Annotated in this window: 21 protein-coding genes; 10 read left to right on the forward strand and 11 right to left on the reverse strand. The window is 70.8% G+C overall.

Going from position 1 to position 22,831, the window contains the following annotated elements; translation table 11 throughout:
- The first annotated feature begins 1 nt into the window (after position 1).
- Positions 2-382 carry a cytidine/deoxycytidylate deaminase family protein gene (locus Vgi01_RS15130; protein ID WP_102656971.1) on the forward strand — a complete coding sequence of 127 codons (381 nt, stop codon included), beginning with the start codon at positions 2-4 and terminating at the stop codon, positions 380-382.
- 370 nt (positions 383-752) lie between these two features.
- On the opposite strand, the gene Vgi01_RS15135 is transcribed toward Vgi01_RS15130, so the two are convergent.
- The 3 genes from Vgi01_RS15135 to Vgi01_RS15145 all read right to left on the reverse strand — a co-directional run bounded on the left by Vgi01_RS15135 (position 753) and on the right by Vgi01_RS15145 (position 3,477).
- Complete coding sequence (locus Vgi01_RS15135; RefSeq protein ID WP_204291441.1) at positions 753-1,646, reverse strand: putative endonuclease domain-containing protein; 894 nt, start codon at positions 1,644-1,646, stop codon at positions 753-755.
- A gap of 325 nt (positions 1,647-1,971) precedes the next feature.
- Positions 1,972-2,616 (reverse strand): hypothetical protein, encoded by a 645-nt coding sequence (locus Vgi01_RS15140; protein ID WP_102657050.1) that lies wholly within the window; start codon positions 2,614-2,616, stop codon positions 1,972-1,974.
- Positions 2,617-2,847: 231 nt separating this feature from the next.
- Positions 2,848-3,477: a GNAT family N-acetyltransferase gene (locus tag Vgi01_RS15145; RefSeq protein WP_204291442.1), complete on the reverse strand. Its 630-nt coding sequence runs from the start codon at positions 3,475-3,477 to the stop codon at positions 2,848-2,850.
- Positions 3,478-3,580: 103 nt separating this feature from the next.
- Here Vgi01_RS15145 and Vgi01_RS15150 point away from each other — a divergent pair, with 103 nt between their 5' ends.
- Positions 3,581-4,144, forward strand: coding sequence for a uridine kinase family protein (locus Vgi01_RS15150; protein ID WP_102656969.1), 564 nt, complete (start codon positions 3,581-3,583; stop codon positions 4,142-4,144).
- 240 nt (positions 4,145-4,384) lie between these two features.
- A complete protein-coding gene (locus Vgi01_RS15155) occupies positions 4,385-5,986 on the forward strand; it encodes a COG1361 family protein (RefSeq protein ID WP_239088984.1) in 1,602 nt (533 codons plus the stop codon).
- A gap of 229 nt (positions 5,987-6,215) precedes the next feature.
- Here Vgi01_RS15155 and Vgi01_RS15160 read toward each other — a convergent pair whose 3' ends face one another.
- Together Vgi01_RS15160 and trmB are read right to left on the reverse strand one after the other, a co-directional pair.
- Positions 6,216-8,720, reverse strand: a complete 2,505-nt coding sequence (locus tag Vgi01_RS15160) for a DEAD/DEAH box helicase (RefSeq protein ID WP_204291444.1) — start codon at positions 8,718-8,720, stop codon at positions 6,216-6,218.
- 126 nt (positions 8,721-8,846) lie between these two features.
- Positions 8,847-9,488 carry a tRNA (guanosine(46)-N7)-methyltransferase TrmB gene (gene trmB, locus Vgi01_RS15165; RefSeq protein ID WP_239088991.1) on the reverse strand — a complete coding sequence of 214 codons (642 nt, stop codon included), beginning with the start codon at positions 9,486-9,488 and terminating at the stop codon, positions 8,847-8,849.
- A 216-nt stretch (positions 9,489-9,704) separates the two neighbouring features.
- Between trmB and Vgi01_RS15170 the strand changes: the two genes are divergently transcribed.
- Positions 9,705-10,343, forward strand: a complete 639-nt coding sequence (locus Vgi01_RS15170; protein ID WP_373306963.1) for a hypothetical protein — start codon at positions 9,705-9,707, stop codon at positions 10,341-10,343.
- 351 nt (positions 10,344-10,694) lie between these two features.
- Positions 10,695-11,375: a class F sortase gene (locus tag Vgi01_RS15175; protein ID WP_204291509.1), complete on the forward strand. Its 681-nt coding sequence runs from the start codon at positions 10,695-10,697 to the stop codon at positions 11,373-11,375.
- 85 nt (positions 11,376-11,460) lie between these two features.
- Here the strand turns inward: Vgi01_RS15175 and Vgi01_RS15180 are convergent, their stop codons facing one another.
- The 3 genes from Vgi01_RS15180 to Vgi01_RS15190 form a co-directional block, all read right to left on the reverse strand.
- On the reverse strand, positions 11,461-11,772 hold the full coding sequence (locus Vgi01_RS15180; protein WP_204291445.1) for an antibiotic biosynthesis monooxygenase family protein: 312 nt from the start codon (positions 11,770-11,772) through the stop codon (positions 11,461-11,463).
- A gap of 58 nt (positions 11,773-11,830) precedes the next feature.
- Positions 11,831-12,628 (reverse strand): exodeoxyribonuclease III, encoded by a 798-nt coding sequence (locus Vgi01_RS15185; protein WP_204291446.1) that lies wholly within the window; start codon positions 12,626-12,628, stop codon positions 11,831-11,833.
- Positions 12,629-12,738: 110 nt separating this feature from the next.
- A complete protein-coding gene (locus Vgi01_RS15190) occupies positions 12,739-13,650 on the reverse strand; it encodes a proteasome assembly chaperone family protein (protein WP_102661015.1) in 912 nt (303 codons plus the stop codon).
- A gap of 191 nt (positions 13,651-13,841) precedes the next feature.
- Between Vgi01_RS15190 and Vgi01_RS15195 the strand changes: the two genes are divergently transcribed.
- Positions 13,842-14,612, forward strand: a complete 771-nt coding sequence (locus Vgi01_RS15195) for an EcsC family protein (protein WP_102661016.1) — start codon at positions 13,842-13,844, stop codon at positions 14,610-14,612.
- On the opposite strand, the gene Vgi01_RS15200 is transcribed toward Vgi01_RS15195, so the two are convergent.
- Entirely contained in the window at positions 14,600-15,448 is an 849-nt protein-coding gene (locus Vgi01_RS15200; protein ID WP_204291447.1) for a GDSL-type esterase/lipase family protein, read from the reverse strand. The two genes, Vgi01_RS15195 and Vgi01_RS15200, sit on opposite strands and share 13 nt — an antisense overlap.
- Positions 15,449-15,628: 180 nt before the next feature.
- On the opposite strand from Vgi01_RS15200, the gene Vgi01_RS15205 reads away from it, so the two are divergent.
- Genes Vgi01_RS15205 through Vgi01_RS15215 form a run of 3 tightly spaced genes read left to right on the forward strand, consistent with a single transcriptional unit; the run spans position 15,629 to position 18,324 of the window.
- The gene (locus Vgi01_RS15205; protein ID WP_102661018.1) at positions 15,629-15,892 is read left to right on the forward strand and encodes a DUF6343 family protein; all 264 of its coding nucleotides are present in this window, start codon (positions 15,629-15,631) and stop codon (positions 15,890-15,892) included.
- 16 nt (positions 15,893-15,908) lie between these two features.
- Positions 15,909-17,321: an NADP-dependent succinic semialdehyde dehydrogenase gene (locus Vgi01_RS15210; RefSeq protein ID WP_204291448.1), complete on the forward strand. Its 1,413-nt coding sequence runs from the start codon at positions 15,909-15,911 to the stop codon at positions 17,319-17,321.
- 40 nt (positions 17,322-17,361) lie between these two features.
- Positions 17,362-18,324 carry a TIGR03885 family FMN-dependent LLM class oxidoreductase gene (locus Vgi01_RS15215; RefSeq protein ID WP_204291449.1) on the forward strand — a complete coding sequence of 321 codons (963 nt, stop codon included), beginning with the start codon at positions 17,362-17,364 and terminating at the stop codon, positions 18,322-18,324.
- 3 nt (positions 18,325-18,327) lie between these two features.
- On the opposite strand, the gene Vgi01_RS15220 is transcribed toward Vgi01_RS15215, so the two are convergent.
- Together Vgi01_RS15220 and Vgi01_RS15225 are read right to left on the reverse strand one after the other, a co-directional pair.
- Positions 18,328-18,858, reverse strand: coding sequence for a GNAT family N-acetyltransferase (locus Vgi01_RS15220; RefSeq protein ID WP_204291450.1), 531 nt, complete (start codon positions 18,856-18,858; stop codon positions 18,328-18,330).
- A 184-nt stretch (positions 18,859-19,042) separates the two neighbouring features.
- Positions 19,043-21,655, reverse strand: a complete 2,613-nt coding sequence (locus tag Vgi01_RS15225; RefSeq protein ID WP_204291451.1) for a glycoside hydrolase family 9 protein — start codon at positions 21,653-21,655, stop codon at positions 19,043-19,045.
- 220 nt (positions 21,656-21,875) lie between these two features.
- Here Vgi01_RS15225 and Vgi01_RS15230 point away from each other — a divergent pair, with 220 nt between their 5' ends.
- The gene (locus Vgi01_RS15230; RefSeq protein ID WP_102660675.1) at positions 21,876-22,604 is read left to right on the forward strand and encodes a PP2C family protein-serine/threonine phosphatase; all 729 of its coding nucleotides are present in this window, start codon (positions 21,876-21,878) and stop codon (positions 22,602-22,604) included.
- Positions 22,605-22,831: the final 227 nt, after the last annotated feature.

A 22,831-nucleotide genomic window follows, 5' to 3' on the forward strand; every position in this document is an offset into this window, starting at 1 on the left:
GATGACGATGCGTGACACCGATCGGGCGTTGGTGCAGGCCGCCAGCGCGGTGGCGAAGCTGCGCTGCCGCAGCGCGGCCCACACTCTCGCCACAGCGGCCCGTACCGCCGACGGTCGGGTCGTCTCCGCCGTGAACGTGGTGCACGCGACCGGCGGTGCCTGCCCCGAGGTCGTCGCGATCGGCGCCGCCGTCACCCAAGGCGTGGGTGCACTGGAAACCATCGTCACGGTCGGTGACCGCGGCCGGTCCCTGGTCGCTCCCTGCGACGCATGCCGCCAACTCCTGGGCGACCTTCTTCCGTCGCTGCGCGTGATCGTCGGCCCCCTCGACACCCCCCAAGTCGTCTCGATCGCCGACCTCCCCCCAACCACCCCCCACTGACACCCCCAACCACCCGCAGGGCATCCCAACCACCCACGGGCATCCCCCACCACCCGTGGGCATCCCCACTGCCCCACCACTGCCCGCCGCAGCCAAGCTGGCTATGCAACTTCGGGGAAGATGCTGCCTCCGCCCACGCCGAGGCGACATCTTCCCCGAAGTTGCGCAGCGCTTGGGGTGCAGCGCTTGGGGTGCAGCGCTTGGGGCGCAGCGCTTGGGGTGCAGCGCTTGCTGCGCCGCCGCGCGCTTCTCCCGGGGCAGCCGTCGTCCGGCACGAAGGCGTTGGGGCGCAGGGCTCTGCGGACAGGGCTCCGCGGAGAGGGCTCCGGGCGTGGGGCTTAGCCACAGCGCTGTGGGGCGGGGCTTGGGGTCAGCGGGTGCGGGTGTGGATTGCTTGGCGGAGTTCGGTGAGGAAGCCGTCGAAGTCTTCGCGGAGGCGTCGGGCTGTCACGTGCAAGACGATCCAGTCCTCGCCGAGCAGGCGGTTGAGACGGCGGCGGTCGCGGTGCAACTGCTCCGGGTGGTCGTGCCAGAGGCCGTCGTATTCGACCGCGATCCGCAGGTGCGGCCAGGCGAGGTCGACTCGGGCGATGAATCGACCGTCTCGCTGTACTACGAACTGAGTGACCGGCTGTGGGACGCCGGCCAGCACGAGCCGCACCCGAAGCCGTGACTCCTGTGCCGACTCCGCGCCGGCATCGACCAGCTCCGCTACCCGCAGCATGCGTTTCCAGCCCCGCGCACCGCGACGGTTGTGCGCCAGGTCCCGCAGCTGTTCGGAGCGCACCAGCCGACGGTCGAGCAGTCGGTCCACCACGACCACGGCTTCTTCCAGATCGAGCCACTGGGCCAGATCCCAGCAGGTCCGCAGCGGCGTGGTGACCGACATTCCATCGTGCGACTGCACCTCGAACCGGTCGACCTCGGCGGTGTGCACGGCGAGACCGGCGACGGGCCCGAAGCGTTGCCCGGCGGGCACCAGCACGTCGAGCGGTTCGGCGTCGGCGACGAATCCGGCACCGAACAGTGCCGCGGCGCTGCGCCCGGCGATCGCCGCACCGGGTGGGAGCAGCCACCGCGCTGCGGCCCGACACCGGGTGCGGCGCGAGACCGTGAGCTGGGCGTCGGCGTACACGTCTCGGAAGATCGTCCGCCATGCCTTGCTGCGCAGCTCACCCCGGGTGAGCAGCCCTCGGGCCACGGCACGGGACCCTCGGAAGACGCGCCCGCGTAGCTGCGGCGGGCGCCGCGCGGATGTCGGCATGGCATCCACTCTGGACGAGTCGACCCACTCTCGACACCCCCTGCGGATAACCCCTGCACCGCAACGCGAACGCCGACGAGACGCAGTAATGCAACTTCGGGGAAGATGTCGCCTCGGTGCTGACAGAGGCAGCACCTTCCCCGAAGTTGCATGGGCGGGGGTCCGGGGCGCGGGGGCGCGGGGTGCCGGGGCGCGGGAGTGCCGGGTTCCGGGGTGTGGGGTGCCGGGGTGTGGAAGCGCGGAGGGCGTGGTGGCCGGGCGTAGCCCTCGGGATTGCTGTGCGGGAATGCCGGGGTGCGGGGAGGGCGCGGGGTAGGGGTAGGGGTTACGCGGCGGCGGACCAGATGGCGCGGAAGGCGGCGGCTTCGCCGGCGAGCCAGCGTTCGATCTCGTCGGACTTGGCGCTTTCGGGCATCCGGTGGGTGACGCCCCGGCGTATGTCGACCAGGATCGGCTCGGCGTGCGGCAGGACGGCATCCATGTGCCGGGCCATCAGGTGCAGGGTGGCGAGCGCGGCCTCCTCGCTGGGCGGGGTCTCGTCGAAGTGCAGCCGGACCGCTTCGGCGCGGCCGTCGGAATGGCGTACGCCAAAATGGGGGTTGATCTTGACGGGTAGATCGCCGAGCAGGGCGAGAGCGTCACGGGTCTGGGCGAGGTCCACCTCGCGCGGCTCGCCCAGGGAGTGCAGCCAGGCCGTGGCGCCCGGCACCAGCGCCTGGTAAAGGGGGCGCCACCGGGGCTTGACCACGTCGACCACCTGCGTTAGATGGGTGCCGCCGGTGTGGAAGGCGATGTCGGCCTTGAGCGCCTTGACGAACTGGCCGTGCGGGTTGAAGCCGGAGCGGCTGGCCCGCTGTCGACGCAGGCCGCCGACGAAGTTGGCTTTGGTCGGCCCGGTGCGGTCGACGTAGCGGGTGAAACCGAGGAGGGTGGCGTACGGCGTGAGGGGGGCGGAGATGGGTGCGGTCACGAGCATCCTCCCAGGTCAGGAACTCGATTAGTACATACATTCTAATCGACGGGTCTGACATCGCCCAGGGGAGAAAACGGGCCGGCTTGTCGCGTCCGGCGATAGTTGGCCAGTCCGGCCGAAGTTGGCCAACGGCCTGGTCTGCGTCCGCTTGTAAGTGGCCAGCGGCGCGGCTGCGGGATGCTGCTCGCGCTGAACCCAAGAGTGCGCCGATGGGCGCTGATGCCTTGGTCATGGCGATCGGAATGCCCCGGCCAGCTCGCCGCGGATCTCCCAGCCCAGCGCGGAGTACAGCCCCCGTCCTTCGGCGGTGGCGGATAGCAGCCCTGTGGTCAGGCCCTCGTCGAGCGCTCGATTGCCGAGCATGGTCATCACCGTACGACCCATGCCTCGCCGCTGATCCGCCGCACGGGTCCGGACTCGGTCAATGACGCCGTATCGTCCGCTCGCGGCCAACCGTGCCCGCGAGACGATGTCACCGTCCCGCCCGCAGCCACCCCGCGGATGCTGGCCGTCGAGTTCGCCCGCTTCCTCGGCCTGCCCCTCACCAACCGGGCCAACCTCACCGAAGTCGTCAACGCTGTCTGCGTCACCGCAACCCATGTCGGTGTCGACCTGGTCCTCGTTGACGAAGTGCACAACCTCAACCTCGCCACCCGCTCCGGAGCCGAAGTGAAGCAGCGCGAAGCCGCCCACCTTCGGCGAGCGGTCCGTGAGTCCGCCAAGAACAACCTCCTCGTCGCTGCCTGGAACCTCCCGCCCTTCAACGTCCGTGAACTGCGAACACCGGGCATCCCACCACCCCTCGTCGAGGTTCCAGAACCAACCCTGGCCGAACTCCTGGGCCTTCCGCCGGACCAACGGAACAACGGAACAAGACGACGATCGCTCCCTCGCCGTCCAGCTGAAAAGCAGCCCGTGGCAACGCCGCGAGTCACGGCTGACCATTCTCTAGGCTGCACCCATGGCCATCGACATCGTGGATCAGGTCGCCGCCGCCGTTACCTCTCGCGAGCCGGTCAACGGCATACGCATCGTCGGCATCGATGGGCCGAGCGGCTCTGGAAAGAGCCACCTCGCCCGCGACCTTTCCAAGGTGCTCAATGCGCCGATCATCGAGATTGACGATTTCGTGTCGTGGGACAACTTCGCCGGATGGTGGCCACGCTTCGACGCCCAGGTACTCACGCCGCTGCTTCGCGGCGAGGAAGCCCACTATCAGGCGAGAGACTGGACGGATTGGTACGGCAACACCCTTGGCGAGTGGAAGACGCAGCCCTGGGCGCCCGCCATGATCTTCGAAGGCGTCACCTGCACGCGGCGCGCGACGATCAGTCGACTCGCCTACGCCATCTGGGTCGACGCACCCGCACCGTTGCGGCTGGCGCGCGGCCTCGCCCGCGACCGTTCCTTCGCCGGCGCAGAGGAGCTCTGGCAGAAGTGGATGGCCGAGGAAGAAGAGTTCTTCGCCTCCGACGGCACCCGCGACCGCGCCGACCTCATCATCGACACGGCACACCACCAATGACCGCGACCTCGCCCCTCTCAGCGCACGAGGAAATGGCCAACTAGATCCGGACGAATCGACGGGGCCGCTCCGCGGGCAAGTGTCTATGGCCTGGTCACAACGCCGACCGCTGGCCACCTACTCGTGGACCGGACAGGTCCGGTGCGGCACGCCCTGCGCACGGGACAACGCGTTGCTCGGAGATCGTCTAAAGTCCGGGCTTCCCCATTTCTCTCCCGGAGTACCCATATGACATCCCTCATGGCTCGTTGGCCACGTCTTGCCGTGGGCACGGCGGTGCTGACGACGGCGGCGCTCTTCGGCTCCGTCCCCGTGGCGCACGCCGCAGACGCGCGTCCCGACCTGTTCGTCTCCTTCACCCAGGAGCCGGTCGCGGAGGTCGACAACAGCGGCACCACCGTCGGCATGTACGTGTACAACTACGGCGAGGCGGACGCGAGCGCGGTCACCGTCACCATCGACCTGAGCAAGCTCGCCGACGCGGTCGTCGCGACCGCGCCGGACTGGGTCGACAACTGCAAGCTCGCCGACAAGAAGATCACCTGCAATGTCGGTGTGCTCCTCGCCGGGCAGGTCGACACCCTCTACCCGGTGTCGTTGGCCAGTCGTCAGGGAGCCAAGTCCGGCGATGCCGGCTCGGTCTCCGTGACCATCGCCAGCGCGGAGGAGGACGCGAACCCGGACGACAACACCACGACCTTCCCGGTCACGGTGGTCGCATCCGGGCCAGATCTGGTGGCCGCCGCCGCGGACCTCAACGACAAGTCCGACCGGGTCGGACCCGGTGACACGGTGCCGCTCTACAGTGGCGTGTTCAACGAGGGCGACACCGCCGCCACGGACTTCACGTTCACCGTCAGCCTGACCACCGGCGCCACCTTCGTCGAGCGCTACAGCGACTGCACGTACGCCGACTACTACCCCGACGATGTCGGGGCGCCCTATGTGTACGGGCCCAGCGAAGTCACCTGCGTCCTGCCGCTGACCCTCGAACCGGGTGAAGGGCTGCTGCTGTTCGACGACGAGACCGGCGAGTCGATTTTCAACGTCACCTTCGGTCGCAACCTGTCCGGTCCCGGCGAGCACTACGGCTACGTCAGCGTCGCCCTGGCGGGGGAGTCGCGAGCGGCGAAGAAGGTCGAGCGGAGCAAGGGTACGGGCCCGTCCTTCGCTGCCGCCGTCAAGGCCATGCAGGTCAAGGCCGCGGATGCCAAGGTGGCCCGCCAGTCCACCGCACAGTGGGAGCTCGACGAGTCGGACAACTACGCGGACTTCCGGTTCTGGAGCAAGAAGAACACCATCGACGTCGCTGTCACCGCCCCGGCTGTCAAGGGCGCCGTGGGTGAGACGGTCGACCTGACCTACGAGGTCGTCAACCACGGTCCCTCCGACGGGGGTGGCCCGGGCGTGCTCATCACCGCGCCGAGCGGCACGGTGCTGCTGCCCGCCGAGTGGTGCTACACCGACGGCGAGCCGGGCGGGACGCTGCCCGAGTCGAAGAAGCTGCGCTGCAACTTCGAGAGCGAGTTCCCGAGCATCGCGTCCGGCCGTGGCCGGATCAAGGCGACCGTCCAGCTGAAGATCAAGTCAACGCCGGGTACGGACGGCACCATCGTGGTCGACGGCGCCATGTACTCCACCGAGTCGAAGCCGGAGAACAACACCGCCCGCATCGTCATCGACACCGGTGACGGCGACGGCGGTTCCGGCGGTGGCCTGCCGGTGACCGGCGCTCCGGCCGCCGCCGTGGCCGGTGTCGGTGCCGCCGTGCTGGCGCTCGGCGCGGTGCTCTTCGTGATGTTCCGTCGTCGCCGCGTGGCCTTCCAGGCCCCACGCGACTGACCGATGCCTGTCGACCGCAGGGGTGGGCCGGTCCTCCGTTCCCACCCCTGCGGAACCGCCGGCACCGGCCACCACGACCAACAACAGCGGTAACCCAACACGGTTGATCAAGAGGTTTGCGTCGGCGATCGCCGATTTCCTGACGCAAACCTCTTGATCAACGAGGCGTGTCGTGCCGGGTGAGGCGTGTCGGTGAGGTGCCGGCCGGTCGGTTGGTTGTTGGGTGGGGTCAGAGTTGGCCGACGTTGGTGATGCGGATGATCGCGGTGCCGGCTTCGTCGGAGGCGGCCAGGTCGACCTCGGCGCTGATGCCCCAGTCGTGGTCGCCGTCGGGGTCGTCGAGGATCTGCCGTACCGTCCAGCGCTCCCGACCCTGTTCGATCATGAGCAGCGCCGGGCCGCGGGCGTTCGGGCCGGTGCCGATCTCGTCGTACGTGTCGAAGTAGGGCTCCAGCGCGTCGGCCCAGGCGTCGGCATCCCAGCCGGCGGAGGAGTCCAGCTCACCGAGGGCGTTCCAGTGGCGTAGCGCCGCCAGCTCGACCCGACGGAACAGGGCGTTGCGGACGAGGACCCGGAAGGCGCGGGCGTTGCGGGTGACCGCCGTGGGACGGTCGTCCAGGGCGGCGGCGACGTCCGGTAGGTCGGTGGGGTTGCGCAGCCGTTCCCACTCGTCGATGAGGCTGGAGTCGACCTGGCGGACCAGTTCGCCGAGCCACTCGATCAGGTCGATCAGCTCGTCGGTCTTGGCTTCCTCGGGCACGGTCTGCCGCAGCGTCTTGTACGCGTCGGCCAGGTACCGCAGCACCAGGCCCTCCGAGCGGGTCAGCGAGTAGAACTGCACGAACTCGGTGAAGGTCATCGCACGCTCGTACATGTCGCGGACCACCGACTTGGGGGAGAGCTGGTGGTCGGCGACCCACGGGTGGCCCTGCCGGTACATCTCGTACGCGTTGTCCAGCAGTTCGGCAAGCGGCTTGGGCCAGGTCACCTCGTCGAGCAGTTCGAGGCGAGCCTCGTACTCGATGCCCTCGGCCTTCATCGCGGCGACCGCCTCACCGCGGGCCTTGAACTGCTGCGCGGAGAGCACCTGGCGGGGGTCGTCGAGGATCGACTCGATCACGCTCAGCACGTCGAGGGCGTACGACGGGGACTCGCTGTCCAGCAGTTCGATGGTGGCCAGGGCCAGCGGCGACAGCGGCTGGTTGAGCGCGAAGTCGAGTTGCAGGTCGACGGTGAGCCGGACCCGTCGGCCGGTCTCGTCCGGCTCGGGCAGTTCCTCGACCACTCCGCCGGCCTTCAGTGCCCGGTAGATGGCGATGGCCCGGCGGATGTGCCGGCGCTGGGCGGCGGCGTCCTCGTGGTTGTCGGTGAGTAGGTGCCGCATGGCGGCGAACGCGTCACCGGGGCGGCCGATGACGTTGAGCAGCATCGAGTGGCTGACCTGGAAGCTGGAGGTCAGCGGTTCCGGCTCGGCCTCGACCAGCCGCTGGAAGGTCGGCTCGCCCCAGCCGATCGACCCCTCCGGCGGCTTCTTCTTCACCACCTTGCGGCGCTTCTTCGGGTCGTCACCGGCCTTGGCGAGCGCCTTGACGTTCTCGATGACGTGTTCGGGGGCCTGCACCACGACCCGGCCGATGGTGTCGAAGCCGGCCCGGCCGGCCCGCCCGGCGATCTGGTGGAACTCGCGGGCCTTGAGCAGGCGGGTACGCACCCCGTCGTACTTGGACAGGCCGGTGAACAGCACCGTACGGATCGGCACGTTGATGCCGACGCCGAGGGTGTCCGTACCGCAGATGACCTTGAGTAGCCCGGCCTGGGCCAGGGTCTCCACCAGCCGGCGGTACTTGGGCAGCATGCCGGCGTGGTGCACGCCGATGCCGTGGCGGACCAGCCGCGACAGCGTCTTGCCGAAACCCGAGGTGAACCGGAAGCTGCCGATCGCCTGGGCGATCATGTCCTTCTCGGCGCGGGTGCAGACGTTCACGCTCATCAGCGCCTGGGCGCGTTCCAACGCGGCGGCCTGAGTGAAGTGCACGACGTAGACCGGGGCCTGCTTGGTCTCCAGCAGTTCCTCGAGCGTCTCGTGCAGCGGCGTCATCGCGTACGAGAAGAGCAGCGGGACCGGCCGCTCGGCGGAGCGGACGACGGCGGTGGACCGGCCGGTACGCCGGGCCAGGTCGTCGACGAACCGGGTGGTGTCGCCCAGCGTGGCCGACATCAGGATGAACTGCGCCTGGGGCAACTCGATAAGCGGTACCTGCCAGGCCCAGCCCCGGTCCGGTTCGGCGTAGAAGTGGAACTCGTCCATGACCACCTGGCCGACGTCGGCCCGGGAGCCCTCCCGCAGCGCCAGGTTGGCCAGGATCTCCGCCGTGCAGCAGATGATCGGCGCGTCGGCGTTGACGCTCGCGTCGCCGGTGAGCATGCCGACGTTCTCCGCGCCGAAGACCTCGCAGAGCGCGAAGAACTTCTCCGACACCAGGGCCTTGATCGGCGCGGTGTAGAAGGTCGTCCGGTCGTCGGCCAGCGCGGCGAAGTGCGCCGCGATCGCGACCAGGCTCTTGCCCGAGCCGGTCGGCGTATTCATGATCACGTTGGCGCCGGAGACGATCTCGATGACCGCCTCCTCCTGATGGGGATAGAGGTCGAGGCCGCGCTCGGACGCCCAACTGGCGAACGCGTCGTAGAGGGTGTCGGGGTCGGCGGACTTCGGCAGCGCGGCGGTGAGTGTCATGGCCGCTCCATCGTGCCTGGATCATGCCCTCCGACGCCAATGGGGTGACCGGTTTCGCCGGGCCGGTTCGTTAATAGGGGCCCCCTTTACCGCACGAGGCGTTAAGAAGGGGCCCTTCCTTACCTCTCAGCGGCGGCGGTAGATCAGGTCGGCGATCGGGCGGCCGACGCGCAGCGCCCGCCGTTCGAACCGGGTCACCGGCCGGTGGGCGGGCCGAGGCGCGTACCCGTCGTGCAGGTTGACCAGGCCCGGGTCGGCATCCAGCGTGGCCCGCATCGCCTCGGCGTACTCCGCCCAGTCGGTGGCGCAGTGCAGCGTGCCGCCGACGGCCAGCCGGGAGCGCAGCAACGCGACGTGCGTCGGCTGGATCAGCCGCCGCTTGTGGTGCCGGGACTTGGGCCACGGGTCCGGGAAGAAGACGTGCACCGCGTCCAGCGAGTCCGCCGGCATGGCCCGCATCAACTCCACCGCGTCGCCCTCGGCGATGCGGACATTGCGCAGCTCACGCCGGTGTACCAGGTCCAGCAGGTTGGCGATTCCGGGCGTGTGCACCTCGACCGCCAGATAGTCTCGATCCGGGTCGGCGGCGGCCATCTCGACCGTCGTGTCACCCATGCCGGACCCGATCTCCACCACCAGCGGAGCCCGGCGGCCGAAGAGCCCGGCAGCATCGAACGGCACGGCAGGATCGGACGACACGGCATCGCCAACGCGCAGGCCGTACACCGGCCAGAGCTGTTGCAGCGCCGTCGTCTGCCGGTCGCTCATGCGGCCGCGCCGCGGATGGAAGGTGCGGATCGCCCGCGCCGGATGCGGCGCGGCGCCTGCGGAGATCGGTTCGGTGGAGGTCACAGCGAACCGAGCTTACGCGAGCACGGTGCCGGATCGGATGTGATGTACGACCGGGGGTGAGACCATCATCCCGTACGGCAGACCGGGTGTCCGGCGGCGCCCGGCGACTGCTCCGTCGCGCCGGGAGGGGGCATCGTGTCAGTGACCCGTACTCGCCCAGCGCTGTCGGCCGCCACTTTCGCGGCCCCGCTCATCCTCGTCACCGTCGCCCCGCTGCTCGCCGTGGCCCTGGTCGGGGCTCCGACGCCCGCCCGAGCCGCCGGCCCGGCCGCCACCCACGCCGTGGCCCAGCCGGTCGCCGCCCATGCCGCGACGCAGCCGGTCGCCGCCCTGCAGCCTCCGGTCGCCGCCCCGCAGCAGCCGGGCCCGAACGTGTTCATCGAGGTCAGCCCGAGCACCGTGGAACCGGGACATCTGGTCGGCCTGCGGGCCAGTTGCCAGGACAACTCCGTCGGCGCCATCGCGGTGTCGGACGCCTTCGGCCGGGTCGCCGTGCAGCCGCAACGTGGGCTGCTGACCGGCACCGCTCAGGTGAAGGACCGGGTGCTGCCCGGCAACTACCGGGTCAAGCTGGAGTGCCGGGGCGGGGAGAGTGCCTCGACGATGCTCCAGGTGGTCCGCGCCGTCAAACCCAGCCGGGGACCGGCCACCGGATTCGGTGGCGGGGCCGGGGGTACCTCCGGTCTGCTGCTGCCCGGCGGGCTCGCGTTGACCGTCAGCGGCATGATCCTCTGGGTCGTGGCCGCCCGGCGTCGCCAGACCGGTCGGTGACCCGCCGTGGCCGCGGCAAGGGCACCCCGCCCCACCAACTCCGCCCGTACCTCACGGTCGGCCGGCGCGGTGCGAGGCATCGGAGGCGTACGCACCGGCCGAGCGCCGGGTAGCCGGCCGAGCCCCGTACCCCGACCCGAGATGTTCGTGCCGCCCGCCGGGGACCCGGCGCGGCGGTCGACCGGCCCCCACCCCGACCTCTTCGTGCCGCAGACACCGACCACCGAGCGCCCGGCACCACCGACCACCAAGCGTCCGGCGCCTCCGACCACCGGCCGTCCGGCACCACCGACCGCCGAGCGTCCGGCACCTGCCGGCCACCCGGCGCGTGGCTCCGCCAGACCGCCCCGGCTGAGCGGTTACGCCGGTAAGCCCTCGACCGCCAAGCCGGCTCGACGGGACACCCGATCAGGCCGTAGCCCCTGGTCACTGCCGTTGGCGGTGGTGCTCGTCCTGCTCGGTATCTTCGCCACCGGCGCCGGGCTGGGGCGCAGCGTGGGCGATCCACTGCAGTGGGCGACCGCCGCCGGTGGCGACACGTCGACCCGGAGCGTGCCCGTCGCGCCTACCGCACCCCGACCGGTGAGCCTCACCGTCGCGGCGGCCGACATCTCCGCCGCGGTGAAGCCGGTCGGCGACGCTCCGGACGGCACCATCGACGTGCCGCCGTTGAGCCGGCACGAGGAGACCGGCTGGTACGACCGGGGACCGGTGCCCGGCGAGCCCGGTCCCGCGGTCATCGTCGGCCATGTCGACACCAAGAGCGGCCCGTCGGTCTTCTACGACCTGCACAAGCTTCGTGTCGGCGACGCGATCGAGGTGAAGCGGGAGGACGGCTCGGTGGCGGTGTTCACGGTCAACTCCGTCGAACGCTTCCCCAAGGACCAGCTGCCGGCCGACCGGATCTACGGCCACGACGGCCCGCCGAGCCTGCGGCTGATCACCTGCGGCGGTCAGTGGATCGGTGGCCCGACCGGGTACGCCGACAACGTCATCGCCTTCGCCACCCACACCACGACCCGCCCCGCCTAGCGTCCGTCTCGAAGTCCCCCGGCCGGCGAGGCCCTGGGCGTCATCGATCGGCACGCCCGAGCGGGGCGGCCCGCGGGTCGGCGGCTCAGGGGACCTGCTGGACGACCTCGAACTCGAGCAGGGTGGCACCCGTGGCGACCGGCGGGCGCTGCTCGGCACCGGGCGGGGCGGCGTGCGCGGCCCGAGCGGGCCCGGCAGCCCAGTCCTGGTAGGCCTGTTCGCTCTCCCAACGGGTGTACACGAAGTAGCGGCTCTCGCCGGCGACCGGGCGCAGCAGCTCGAAGCCGAGGAATCCGGGCGAATTCTGCACGGCCTGCGCCCGCGCGGCGAACCGCTTCTCCAACTCCTCGCCGGCCCCCGGCGGTACGTCGATTGCGTTGATCTTCACGACTGCCATGCCCTCACCCTAGACGCGCCCAGCGCCTGCCACGGCGCAGAGCTGTCCTTCGCCCCGGTCAGAACGTCTCGACGATCGGGGTGGGGCTGGCGTCGACGACGATCGGGGCGTGGTCGGAGGGCGACTTGCCCTTGCGGGCCTCCCGGTCCACGTACGCCGAGCGGACCGTACGGGCGAACGGCGCCGAGGCGTACACCAGGTCGATCCGCATGCCCTTGTTCTGGTGGAACATCCCGGCCCGGTAGTCCCAGTAGGTGAACGGGTGCGGCCCCTTCATCGGGGTGGGCACCACGTCGACGAGGCCTAGGTCACGCAATGCGGCCAGGGCGGCCCGCTCGGCCGGCGTGACGTGGGTCGACGTGGCGAACTGCGCCGGATCCCACACGTCGTCGTCGGTCGGGGCGACGTTGAAGTCGCCGCAGACCGCCAGGGCCGTTCCGTCGGTCAGTTCGGCGTCCAGCGCGTCCCGCAGCGCCGCCAGCCAGGCCAGCTTGTAGGCGTAGTGCGGGTCGTCGGGGGCGCGGCCGTTCGGCACGTACACCGACCAGACGCGTACCCCGTCGCAGGTAGCGGCGATGGCTCGGGCCTCGGGCTCGGGGAAGCCGGGCTCACCGGGAAAGCCGACAGTGACGTCGGACAGGCCGATCCGGGACAGGATGGCCACCCCGTTCCACCGGCCGTCGCTGTGGCTGGCCACGGTGTAACCCAGGTCGCCCACCTCGGCCACCGGGAAGGCGCCGTCGGGGCACTTGGTCTCCTGAAGGCAGACCACGTCCGGCTCGGTGCCGGCGAGCCAGTCCAGCAGCCGGGGCAGGCGGGCCTTCACCGAGTTCACGTTCCAGGTCGCCAGACGCATGGTGCCAGCCTGCCGTATCGGGGGCGGCTCCGTGCGCCGCCACCCTGAGGTTGTTAACAGGGGGCCCCTGCTCTGCACCAGGCGTTAACAAGGGGCCCTTCCTTACATCCTTATTCGTTGTTGGGGCGGGTCTGCTCGGCGAGGAAACGCTCCAGTTCGGCGCCGAGCTCCTCCGCGGTGGGCAGGGGGCCGTTCTCCGCCGCCAGCAGGTTCTTGCCTTCCCGACCCCGGGCGTACGCGTCGTACTGCTCCTCCAGCGCCTGGACCAGCGTGGCGGCCTCCTCGCTCTGCGCCACCTGACGGTCGATCTCCACCCGGACCGCCTCGGCGGCCGAGCGCAGCCCGTCGCGGGGCAGCAGCAGCCCGGTGCTGCGCGACACCGAGGCGAGCAGCACCTCGGCGGCGGCCGGGTACTCGGCCTGCGCCACGTAGTGCGGCACGTGCGCGGCGAAGCCCAGGGCGTCCCGACCGGCCTCACCGAGGCGGAACTCCAGCAGGTGACCCACGCTGCCGGGCACCTGGACCCGCTGCAGCCACGGCTCGTAGCCGACGATCAGCTCGCGGCGGGTGGCGTGCGCGGTCACTCCGGCGGGCCGGGTGTGGGGCACCGCCATCGGGATCGAGTTGAGCCCGACGGTGAGGCGTACGTCCAGCCGGGTGGAGAGCCCGGCGACGGCGGCGACGAACCGTTCCCACTGCAGGTCCGGTTCCGGCCCGGTGAGCAGCAGGAAGGGGGTCTCGTCGTCGTCGTGCAGCAGGTGCAGCACCAACTCGGGCGTGTCGTAGCTTTCCCAGTGATCCTCCACGAAGGTCATCACCGGGCGGCGGGAACGGTAGTCGAAGAGTTGGTCCAGGTCGAAGCGGGCGATCGGACGGGACTCCAGCGAGGTCAGCAGCTGCTCGCGGGCCAGCCGGCTGGCGTTGCCGGCGTCGACGAAACCGGTGAGTGCCTGGATCAGTACCGGTTGTCCGAGGTCGGGCAGATCGTCGGTGAGTTCGTAGAGCTCGTGTGGGTCGAGCACCGGTGCGGCCTCCCTGGTTGCGCGTAACGGGTCACCTTCGTTCACGGCTCCCCGATCGCCAGAACGTACCCGCCATCCTGGCGCATTCCTGCCGCGCCGGTCCGCGCGGCCCGGATTCGACCCGACCCTGCCTGAATAAGGCGTTGCGGTGTCGGGGTACACATGAGTCGGCACCACGGAAGGGAGAGTCGATGAGCGACCCGGCTGCGGCCGACGGACAGCCCGGTATCCCGGCGACTTCGGGACCCCGGCCCGCCGGCGACGCCCCCGAGACGCCACCGGTCACCCTCTGGGACCGGATGCGTCAGGACCCGCAGTACGCCCCCGAGCATCTCGCGTTGGAGGCGGTGCGCCGGCTCGGCCCGGAGGCCGCCGGTTGGGTCCGGCAGGCCCGCGCCCAGCGGCCCGAGGTCACCGCCGAAGCCCTCGCCGAGCAGGCGGTACGCCGGTTCGTCAACCAGGCCCGGCTCTCCGGTGCCGTCTCCGGCGCCGCCGGGCTGCCCGGCGCGGTGCTCGACGTCGGCGTGCTCGCCTGGACGCAGGCCCGCATGGTGCTGCACATCGCCGCCGCGTACGGCGTCGATCCGGCGCACCCGGACCGCGCCGCCGACCTGCTGGTCCTGCAGAAGGTGCACAAGGCGGCGGCGAGTGCCCGGCTGGCCCTGGGGGTGGCGGCGGGCCGGGAACGGGCCGGGGCGCTGTTCGGCGGTGGCGGCCAGACGACACTCGGCCGGGCGATGCTGCGGCTGGGTGTCCGGCTCGCCCAGATGGCCGGGGTACGGGCCGCGAAGCGGGTGTTCGCCAAGATCGTGCCGGGTGCCGCCATCATCCTGGGCACCTGGGCGAACTCCTCGGCCACCAAGAACCTCGCCGAGCGCTCGCGCGCCCACTACCGCCAGCACGGTGACCCGCACATTCCCCAGCCCCGCCGTTCTCCCGAGGCCGACGATCAGTCGGCGTAGCCGGAGGACCGCCAGGTCACCTCGGCCAGCCGGGACTGGCCGGCCGTGTTGGGGTGGAAGTAGTCCAACGGGTTGACCAGGTCCAGGTCGAACTTGACCCGGTGCACCGCGCCGCCGTCGTAGCGGCAGCGGGACCCGTAGGCGCGGCAGGCTGCCGACAGTTGCCTGTTGTAGGCGGCGACCCGCTCCTTGAACGCCGCCCGGCGGGCCCGGTCGGCCGCCGCCGTCGACGTGGGGTCGGCCAGCAGCGCCGGACAGACGCCGCGTCGCCAGGCCCGGGCCGCCCGTGAGTCGTCGTGCCCGACCTCCCAGAGCCGGTACAGGTTGGGGATGCTGACCACCAGCACCCGCGCCTTGGGACGGCCGTCGCGCAGCACCCGCAGGCCACGGTCCACCTCGGCCCGGAACTCGGGCACCGGGGTCATCGCCTCGATCGTGCCCCGGCAGGCGTCGTTGGCGCCGATCAGCACCGTCACGTAGTCGGCCCGGTCGCGTACCGCCGCCTCCGCCTGACCGGCCAGCGCGGCGGCCCGGGCGCCCGGGCGGGCATGGTTGTACGCCTTGTCGCGCAGGCCCGGGTTGCGGTCGAGCAGCCGCCGGTAGTGGCTGTCGACCCGCAGCCCCGACCCGGTCGACCAGGAGTTGCGTTCGCAGGAGGTGAGCACGAGGCAGGAGCCGAAACCGGTGGTGATGGAGTCACCGAGGGCGGCGACCACCTTGGGGGAGCCGGGCTGGGCTCTGCCGGTCGGCCGTGGTGTCACCTCTCCGCCCGCCTCGCAGGCCAACGCGACCAACGCGAGCAGGCAGACGGCGGCCGTTGTCCAGCGTCCCGGCATGACTTCCCCAGCCTCATAGCGCGCAGCAATGGCATGGTGACTGTACGCGTGGGTCCGGTGACGTTCGTGCCGCCTTGTCGGAGATGTGGCAGACCCCTGTCGCCGGGGCGGTGAGCGTGTTAAACGGCACCGGATCCGGTGCCGACGGTTAGGCCGGGTGCTGTCGGGTAGGTGGGAGTGATGACGAGATCACAGCCCCGGCGTGCCCGCGGCACGGTCGGCCACGCGAACAGCGCGCTCAACCTGCGGCTCGTGCTGGCCGGCTTCGGGCTCGTCACCATGGTCGTCTTCGCGGTGCTGGCGTTCCGCGCCGAACTGGCCTGGCTCGGCGTCGCCTGCGTGATCTTCGCGGTGGTCGCGGTCGTCGACCTGGCCGTCATCCAACGCCGCCGTGCCGCCCGCCGCCGTGAGGAGCCCGGCGTACGGCACTCGCTCTTCGAGTGACGGGAGAAAAGCCCTGATGACCATCGCCACCACGAACCCCCTCACCGGCCAGGTGCTCAAGACCTACGAGCCGATGTCGGACGAGCAGCTCAGCGGTGCGATCGAACGGGCCGACCTGGCGTACCAGCAGTTGCGCGGCACCACGATCGAGCAACGCGGGCAGTGGTTGACCGCGGCGGCGGACCTGATGGAGGCCGAACGCGACGACATCGGCCGGCTGATGACCACCGAGATGGGCAAGACGTACGCCGCCGCCAGGGCCGAGGTCAGCAAGTGCGCCGCCGCCTGCCGCTTCTACGCCGCCCGTGCCGCGGAGTTCCTCGCCGACGTCCCGGCCGACGCGACGGCGGTCTCCGCCATCCGGGCGTTCGTCCGCTACCAGCCGATCGGGCCGGTGCTCGCGGTGATGCCCTGGAACTTCCCGCTGTGGCAGGTCGTGCGCTTCGCCGCGCCGGCGCTGATGGCCGGCAACACCGGGCTGCTCAAGCACGCCTCGAACGTGCCGCAGACCGCGCTGCTGCTGGAGGACGTGATCCGCCGCGCCGGCTTCCCCGAGGGCGCCTTCACCACCCTGCTGGTCGGCTCCGAGGCGGTCGAGCAGATCCTGGCCGACCCCCGGGTACGCGCCGCGACGCTGACCGGAAGCGAGGCCGCCGGCCGATCCATCGCGCAGATCGCCGGCCGCGAACTGAAGAAGACGGTGCTGGAACTGGGCGGCAGCGACCCGTTCGTGGTGATGCCCTCGGCCGACGTGGAACTGGCCGCCGAGGTGGCCACCACCGCGCGCTGCCAGAACAACGGCCAGTCCTGCATCGCGGCCAAGCGGTTCATCGTCCACACCGACGTCTACGAGGCCTTCGCCGAGGCGTTCGCGCACCGGATGTCGGCGCTGCGCGTCGGCGACCCGATGGACGCCGACACCGACGTCGGACCGTTGGCCAGCGAGCGGGGCCGCGACGAGGTCGACGCCCAGGTCCGCGACGCGGTCGACAAGGGCGCCACCGTGCTCTGCGGTGGGGAGAAGCCCACCGGGGAGGGCTGGTTCTATCCGCCGACGGTCGTGACCGACCTGGACCGGAGCATGCGGATGTGGGACGAGGAGGTGTTCGGGCCGGTCGCCGGGTTGTACCGGGTGTCGTCGTACGACGAGGCGATCGAGGTGGCCAACGGCACCGCCTTCGGGCTCGGCTCCAACGCGTGGACCCGGGACCCGCAGGAACAGGAGCGTTTCGCCACCGACCTGGTGGCCGGGGCCGTCTTCATCAACGGCATGACCACGTCGTACCCAGAAATGCCCTTCGGTGGGGTGAAGAACTCCGGGTACGGCCGGGAGTTGTCCGCCCAGGGCATGCACGAGTTCTGCAACGTCAAGACGGTGTGGATCGGTGAGGGAACGGCCGGTGTCGGTGCCGGCGCCCACGCCGAGTAGCCCGGCTTACTTTCGGGCCGGCCTGGGTAGGGAGGCCGGCATGACGGCGATCGCGTTCCACGCTTCCCACGAGCAGATCCACCCGCGTGCCCTGCTGGAGGCGGTGTGCCACGCCGAGCAGGTCGGCTTCGACGCCGCCATGTGCTCCGACCACTTCGCACCGTGGAGCGAGCGGCAGGGGCACTCGGGGTTCGCCTGGTCGTGGCTGGGTGCCGCGCTACAGGCCACCGGGCTGTCGTTCGGTGTGGTCAACGCGCCGGGCCAGCGGTACCACCCGGCGATCATCGCGCAGGCGATCGGCACCCTCGCCGCGATGTACCCGGGCCGGTTCTGGGCCGCGCTGGGCTCCGGTGAGGCCGCCAACGAGCACGTCACAGGTGACGCCTGGCCGCGCAAGGACGTGCGTAACGCCCGGCTGCGCGAATGCGTCGAGATCATCCGGGCGTTGCTGGCCGGTGAGGAGGTCAGCCACGACGGCCTGGTCCGGGTCGACCGGGCCCGGCTCTGGACCCGTCCCGAGCAGCCGCCGGCGCTGGTGGGCGCCGCGGTGAGCGTCGAGACCGCCCGCTGGTGCGCCGAGTGGGCGGACGGGTTGATCACGGTGAACGCGCCGACCGAACACCTCCGCCGCATGATCGACGTCTACCGGGAGGCTGGCGGTCGTGGCCCGGTGCACCTCCAGGTGCACCTGAGCTGGGCGGGCACGCAGGCCGAGGCCGAAGCGATCGCGTACGACCAGTGGCGTAGCAACGTCTTCGCCCCACCGGTCTGCTGGGACCTGGCCACCCCCGAGCATTTCGACGTGGTCTCCGCGCAGGTGCCGATGGCCCGGCTGGCCGAGGTCGTGAACATCTCCGCCGACCTCGGCCGCCACACCGGCTGGCTGCAGGACTACATCGAGTTGGGCTTCGACCAGATCGCCCTGCACCACGTGGGCCAGGACCAGCGCCCCTTCCTGGACGCCTTCGGCACCCAGGTCCTCCCCAAACTCGCTCACCCCTGACGGTCAGAGGCGGCGGGTGAGGAGCTGGCCGGGCCAGGGGGGTCGGCCGGGGCGTTCCACGGTGAAGCCGGTGGTGGGGGTGAAGCCCTGGCGTTCGTACCAGCGCACCAGGGCGCCGTCGTCGCCGGCGTAACAGTCCACACGGAGCAGGTCGACGCCGCGCTCCCGGGCCAGGTCGGCGGCGTGCGCCAGCAGCCGACCGCCGATGCCGGCACCGGCGTACGCGCGGTCGGTGACCAGCAGGTTCACGTACAGCTCCGGTTCGGTGGCCGGTGGCACGTACTCAGTGGCGCTGCCCACCACCAGCGCCCCGACGGTCCGTTCCCCCACCTGCGCCAACCACAGCCCGCCCCCCTTGGCCCACCCATCGGCCTGCGCAATGCGACGCGGGTCGGTGGACGCCGGCTCCGTACCCCACTGCCCCGTGCGTCCCTGCTCCACCAACCACGCCGTGGCGTCGTCGAGCAGCCGCAACACCGCCCCCGCATCCGCTGCCCCACCCGCCCGCACCACCACATCCGCCGCATCAACCATCCCCCCATCCTCCACCCCACCCCCACCACCCACGAGGGCCCGGTGATCAAGAGGTTCTGGTCGCCTGGATGCGGAATCCAGACCAAAACCTCTTGATCAACCGGGCCCTGGCGGGGTGGTGGGTGGGGAAGTAGGGGGTGGGGCCGGGTGGGGTGCCGGTCGCCGACGGCACCCCACCCGGGGATCAGGAGACGGTGCAGGGAGCGCCGTTGACCGTGACCAGGTGGGGGGCGGGGTTGGCGCCCTTGCCGGTGGTGGCGTTGAAGCCGAACATCGCGGTGCCGCCGGGGGCGATGTTGCCGTTGTACGACTCGTTCTTCGCGGTCACCGTGGCGCCGGACTGCTTCACGTCGGCCATCCACGCCTCGCGCACCTTGGCGTCACCGGTGAAGGCGAACTTGGCGGTCCAGCCGTTCAGGGTGGTGGTGCCGGTGTTGCGGATGGTCAGCTGGCCGGTGAAGCCGGTGCCGCCCTGCCAGGAGCCGTAGTTGGTGTACGTCACCGAGCAGCTGGGTGCCGGCACCGCCGCCGAGTCGCCCTGGTCGGCGAGGAACGAGGCGATCCAGGACAGCGCCGAGTTCCAGTTGATCGCCACCTCGTTCGTCGAGTAGGAGGCGATGTCGTCGACGTAGCAGAACATCGGGGCGCAGCCGGCGAGCAGCTGCTCCACGAACGGGTCCTGCAGGGCGGCGTTGGGACCGCCGGCCAGCGAGCCGGCGGGCGGCTTCGGCATGCTCGGGTCGAGCTGGTAGCCGAAGATGCGGCTGTGCTGGTTCTCCGCGGCGTGCTCGCCCCAACCGGTCACGTACGAGATGTTCAGCGCGTTGCGGCCGAAGATGTAGTCCATCGTCTGCACCGCGCCGTCGCGGTACTTGGCCTGCCCGGTCAGGTCGAAGGCGGTGGCCAGCACGACCGCGTTGTTGATCACGCTGCTGTTGCCGCCCCAGAAGTAGCTGCCGGGATCACCCGGCATCGGCAGCCCGTACGCCTGCCGGGCGATCTCGGCGAGGTAGCGGTCGGCGGCGTCGGTGACCGACGCCCGGATGCGGGTCACCTCGGCGGTCGGCAGCCCGCTGGGCACGGTGGCCAGGTCGAGGCGACCCAGCGCGGCCACGCTCTGCCAGCCGAAGCCACGGGCGTCGAACACGTCGCCGGTGTGGTGCGGCGAGGCGGTCAGGTCGGCCAGGTAGCCGGCCTCACCGGTGGTCAGGTACAGCTCGGCAGCCGCCCAGTAGAACTCGTCGGTGACGTTGCTGTCGTCGTACGCGCCACCGCCGTTGCCGTCGGTCGGGCTGGCGTACCGGGTCGGGTTGGCCTTCGCCGCGGCGTAGGCAGTCTTCGCCGCGGTGCCGCAGCGCTGCGCGAACTCGGCGTCGTACGGGGCGAACAGTCGGGCGCACTGGGCCGCGACGGCGGCCAGGTTCAGCGTGGCGGCGGTCGACGGCGGGTGCAGCTCGCGCAGCTCCGGGTCGTCCTCGGGCTGCAACGGCAGACCGGTCCAGTTCTGGTCGTGGATCTTGTGGTGGGCCATCCCGGCCAGCGGCTTGCCGGCCGGCACCTGCATGCGCAGCAGGAACTCCAGCTCCCAGCGGGCCTCGTCGAGGATGTCCGGTACCCCGTTGTCCCGCTCGGGCAGCCGCAGCGTGCCGTCGCCGAGGTCGGCGCCGAACCCGGCGGTGGCCGCGTTCTTGGTCCGCTCGAAGGCGCTCAGCAGCTGGTAGGTGGCGATGCCGCCGTTGACCACGTACTTGCCGTGGTCGCCCGCGTCGTACCAGCCGCCGCGCACGTCGAGCCGGTAGTCGCAGACGCCGGGCTGGCAGGGCACGTCGGTGTCGCCCTGGTTGGGTGCGACGCCCAGGTGTCCGGCCGGGCGGGCGTACTCCTCGCCGACCAGGTCACCGTCGATGGCGATGCCGCTGCGCTGGATGTAGAAGAACTGCAGCGCGTCCGAGCGCAGCTGCTCGTAGATCGTGCCGGAGATGTCGAACGGGTGGCTGACCTCGCCGTCCACGGTCAGCGTCACGCCCTGCCCCGGGGTGCGGTACGACGAGAAGTCGACCGAGTGGACGTTCTGGTCCGACGCCGGGTCGACACCGCGCGGGGTGGTGGTGCCGCTGGCCAGGACCGCACCGGAGGCGGACTTCAGCTGCCAGGGCAGCGCCTCGGTGGCGTCGGTGACCACTGTGGCGTTCTTCGGCCCGTGCGGCAGGTAGCCGACCTGGTTGACGCGGACCCGGGGGCCGGTGTCCGGCTCGTACGGCTCGGGCGGGTTGCCGCCGCGCAGCGAGACGTTGTCCAGGCAGACGGTCTGCTCCTGGGCGCCGCCGCCGACCTGGAAGATCAGCTGGGAGCGGCTGTCGTCGGTCGAGGCGACGAAGGTCCGCTCGACGCGTTGCAGGGTGGGCGTGGCAGCCGCGGTGACCGAGTAGTAGCCGGTGTAGGGCGCGCTGCCGAGTTGCAGCACGGCGGTCACCGACGTGCCCGGGGTCGCGTGCACGTCGAAGCCGAGGGTGTATTCGGCGCCGGCGATCAGCGGGACGCCGTCGTGGCCGATGCCGGCGTCCCACGGGTTGGCCAGGCCGCCGGCGACGGTGGTACACAACTCGCCGTCGACGACGCCGAGCGGGCCGGTGCCGAAGGAGAACCAGGGCGACGATCCGTTGCTGAAGTCGCCGTTGTTGATTTGTTCGGGGGCGTCTGCCGGGGGGTCGGCGTACGCGGTGCCGGCGGTGGTGCCGGCCAGCGCCACGGCGGTTGCCGCGGCGAGTACCGCGAGACGACGTCGGGGTGGCGTCACGGGGGGTCCTTCCGACGAACAGGGGGACGGGCGATTGGTGTCAGAAAAGAAGCTGGGAGCGCTCCCAGGTATCGGGCATGTTTCCAGGCGCAGCCGACCGTGTCAATCGATCGCACCCGATCTTCTTTCGGGGCGCTCAGCAGTGAGATTTGCCGCGCCACGCCCGGTCGTCCCGATCTCCTAGAGACAACCGCGCCCTTCGCCTGGCAGGCTGCGTGCCATGACCCTGAAGCTACGTTCTGCCGGAACGAGCGACTGTGGGCTGATCCGCAGCGGTAACCAGGACGCCCTGCACGCTGGTGCCTGGCTGGTCGCGGTCGCCGACGGCATGGGCGGCATGGCCGCTGGCGACCTGGCCAGTTCGATCGCCATCGAGGCGATGGCGCCGCTGGACGTGGAGACTCCCGAGCACGCGTTGGTAGCCGCCTTGCAGAGCGGCATCCAGTTGGCCACCGACCGGATCCGCCAGGCGGTCGCCGAGGATCCGCAGCGGCAGGGGATGGGCACCACACTGACCGCGCTGCTGTTCGCGCGTACCGGCAGCTGCCTGGCGTTGGCGCACGTGGGCGACTCCCGGGCGTACCTGTTCCGTGAGGGCGTGCTCAAGCAGATCACCCGGGACGACACCTTCGTGCAGATGCTCGTCGACCAGGGACTGATCACCCCCGACCAGGCCGGCAGCCACCCTCGCCGGGCCGTGGTCACCCAGGCGCTGCAGGGCGAGGAGATCTCACCGACGTACGCGACGATGGTGCCCTGGGCCGGCGACCGCTGGCTGCTGTGCAGCGACGGGCTGTCAAACGTCGTGAGCGCCGAGACCCTGGCCGAAGTGCTTGCCGAGTATCCGGACCGTCAGGAGTGCGCGCGTCGGCTGATCGACCTCGCCCTGCGGGCCGGTGGACCGGACAACGTCACTGTCGTCGTCGCGGACGTGGTCGACGAGGGCTGAGCCGGCCAGCGGGCGGTACCGCTTGCGGCATCCCGCCGAACACCGTGAGCGGGCACGGACGGGACGTTGCTCCGAGGGCGCTCGCCGTCACGGCGGTGAGACCTAGTGTTGGGCTGAGGCGGTCTGGTTCTCGACAACCCACCTGGCCGAGACAGCCGCCGTCTGCGGGATGCGCGCCGGCGAAGGGCGACGGTCGGCGATCCCACCTGCGTAATCCTGATCGACGG

The organism is Micromonospora gifhornensis, from assembly GCF_016863515.1.
Lineage (GTDB): Bacteria > Actinomycetota > Actinomycetes > Mycobacteriales > Micromonosporaceae > Micromonospora > Micromonospora gifhornensis.

Bases quoted from the DNA above. Each gene is read 5' to 3' on its own strand.
- Vgi01_RS15160 (WP_204291444.1), bottom strand. From the start codon at position 8,720: ATGACACTCACCGCCGCGCTGCCGAAGTCCGCCGACCCCGACACCCTC.
- Vgi01_RS15135 (WP_204291441.1), bottom strand. From the start codon at position 1,646: ATGCCGACATCCGCGCGGCGCCCGCCGCAGCTACGCGGGCGCGTCTTC.
- Vgi01_RS15230 (WP_102660675.1), top strand. From the start codon at position 21,876: ATGACCCTGAAGCTACGTTCTGCCGGAACGAGCGACTGTGGGCTGATC.
- Vgi01_RS15210 (WP_204291448.1), top strand. From the start codon at position 15,909: ATGACCATCGCCACCACGAACCCCCTCACCGGCCAGGTGCTCAAGACC.
- Vgi01_RS15180 (WP_204291445.1), bottom strand. From the start codon at position 11,772: ATGGCAGTCGTGAAGATCAACGCAATCGACGTACCGCCGGGGGCCGGC.
- Vgi01_RS15155 (WP_239088984.1), top strand. From the start codon at position 4,385: ATGGCTCGTTGGCCACGTCTTGCCGTGGGCACGGCGGTGCTGACGACG.
- Vgi01_RS15205 (WP_102661018.1), top strand. From the start codon at position 15,629: ATGACGAGATCACAGCCCCGGCGTGCCCGCGGCACGGTCGGCCACGCG.
- Vgi01_RS15200 (WP_204291447.1), bottom strand. From the start codon at position 15,448: ATGCCGGGACGCTGGACAACGGCCGCCGTCTGCCTGCTCGCGTTGGTC.
- Vgi01_RS15130 (WP_102656971.1), top strand. From the start codon at position 2: ATGACGATGCGTGACACCGATCGGGCGTTGGTGCAGGCCGCCAGCGCG.
- Vgi01_RS15215 (WP_204291449.1), top strand. From the start codon at position 17,362: ATGACGGCGATCGCGTTCCACGCTTCCCACGAGCAGATCCACCCGCGT.
- Vgi01_RS15185 (WP_204291446.1), bottom strand. From the start codon at position 12,628: ATGCGTCTGGCGACCTGGAACGTGAACTCGGTGAAGGCCCGCCTGCCC.
- Vgi01_RS15220 (WP_204291450.1), bottom strand. From the start codon at position 18,858: ATGGTTGATGCGGCGGATGTGGTGGTGCGGGCGGGTGGGGCAGCGGAT.
- trmB (WP_239088991.1), bottom strand. From the start codon at position 9,488: ATGAGCGACCGGCAGACGACGGCGCTGCAACAGCTCTGGCCGGTGTAC.
- Vgi01_RS15150 (WP_102656969.1), top strand. From the start codon at position 3,581: ATGGCCATCGACATCGTGGATCAGGTCGCCGCCGCCGTTACCTCTCGC.
- Vgi01_RS15195 (WP_102661016.1), top strand. From the start codon at position 13,842: ATGAGCGACCCGGCTGCGGCCGACGGACAGCCCGGTATCCCGGCGACT.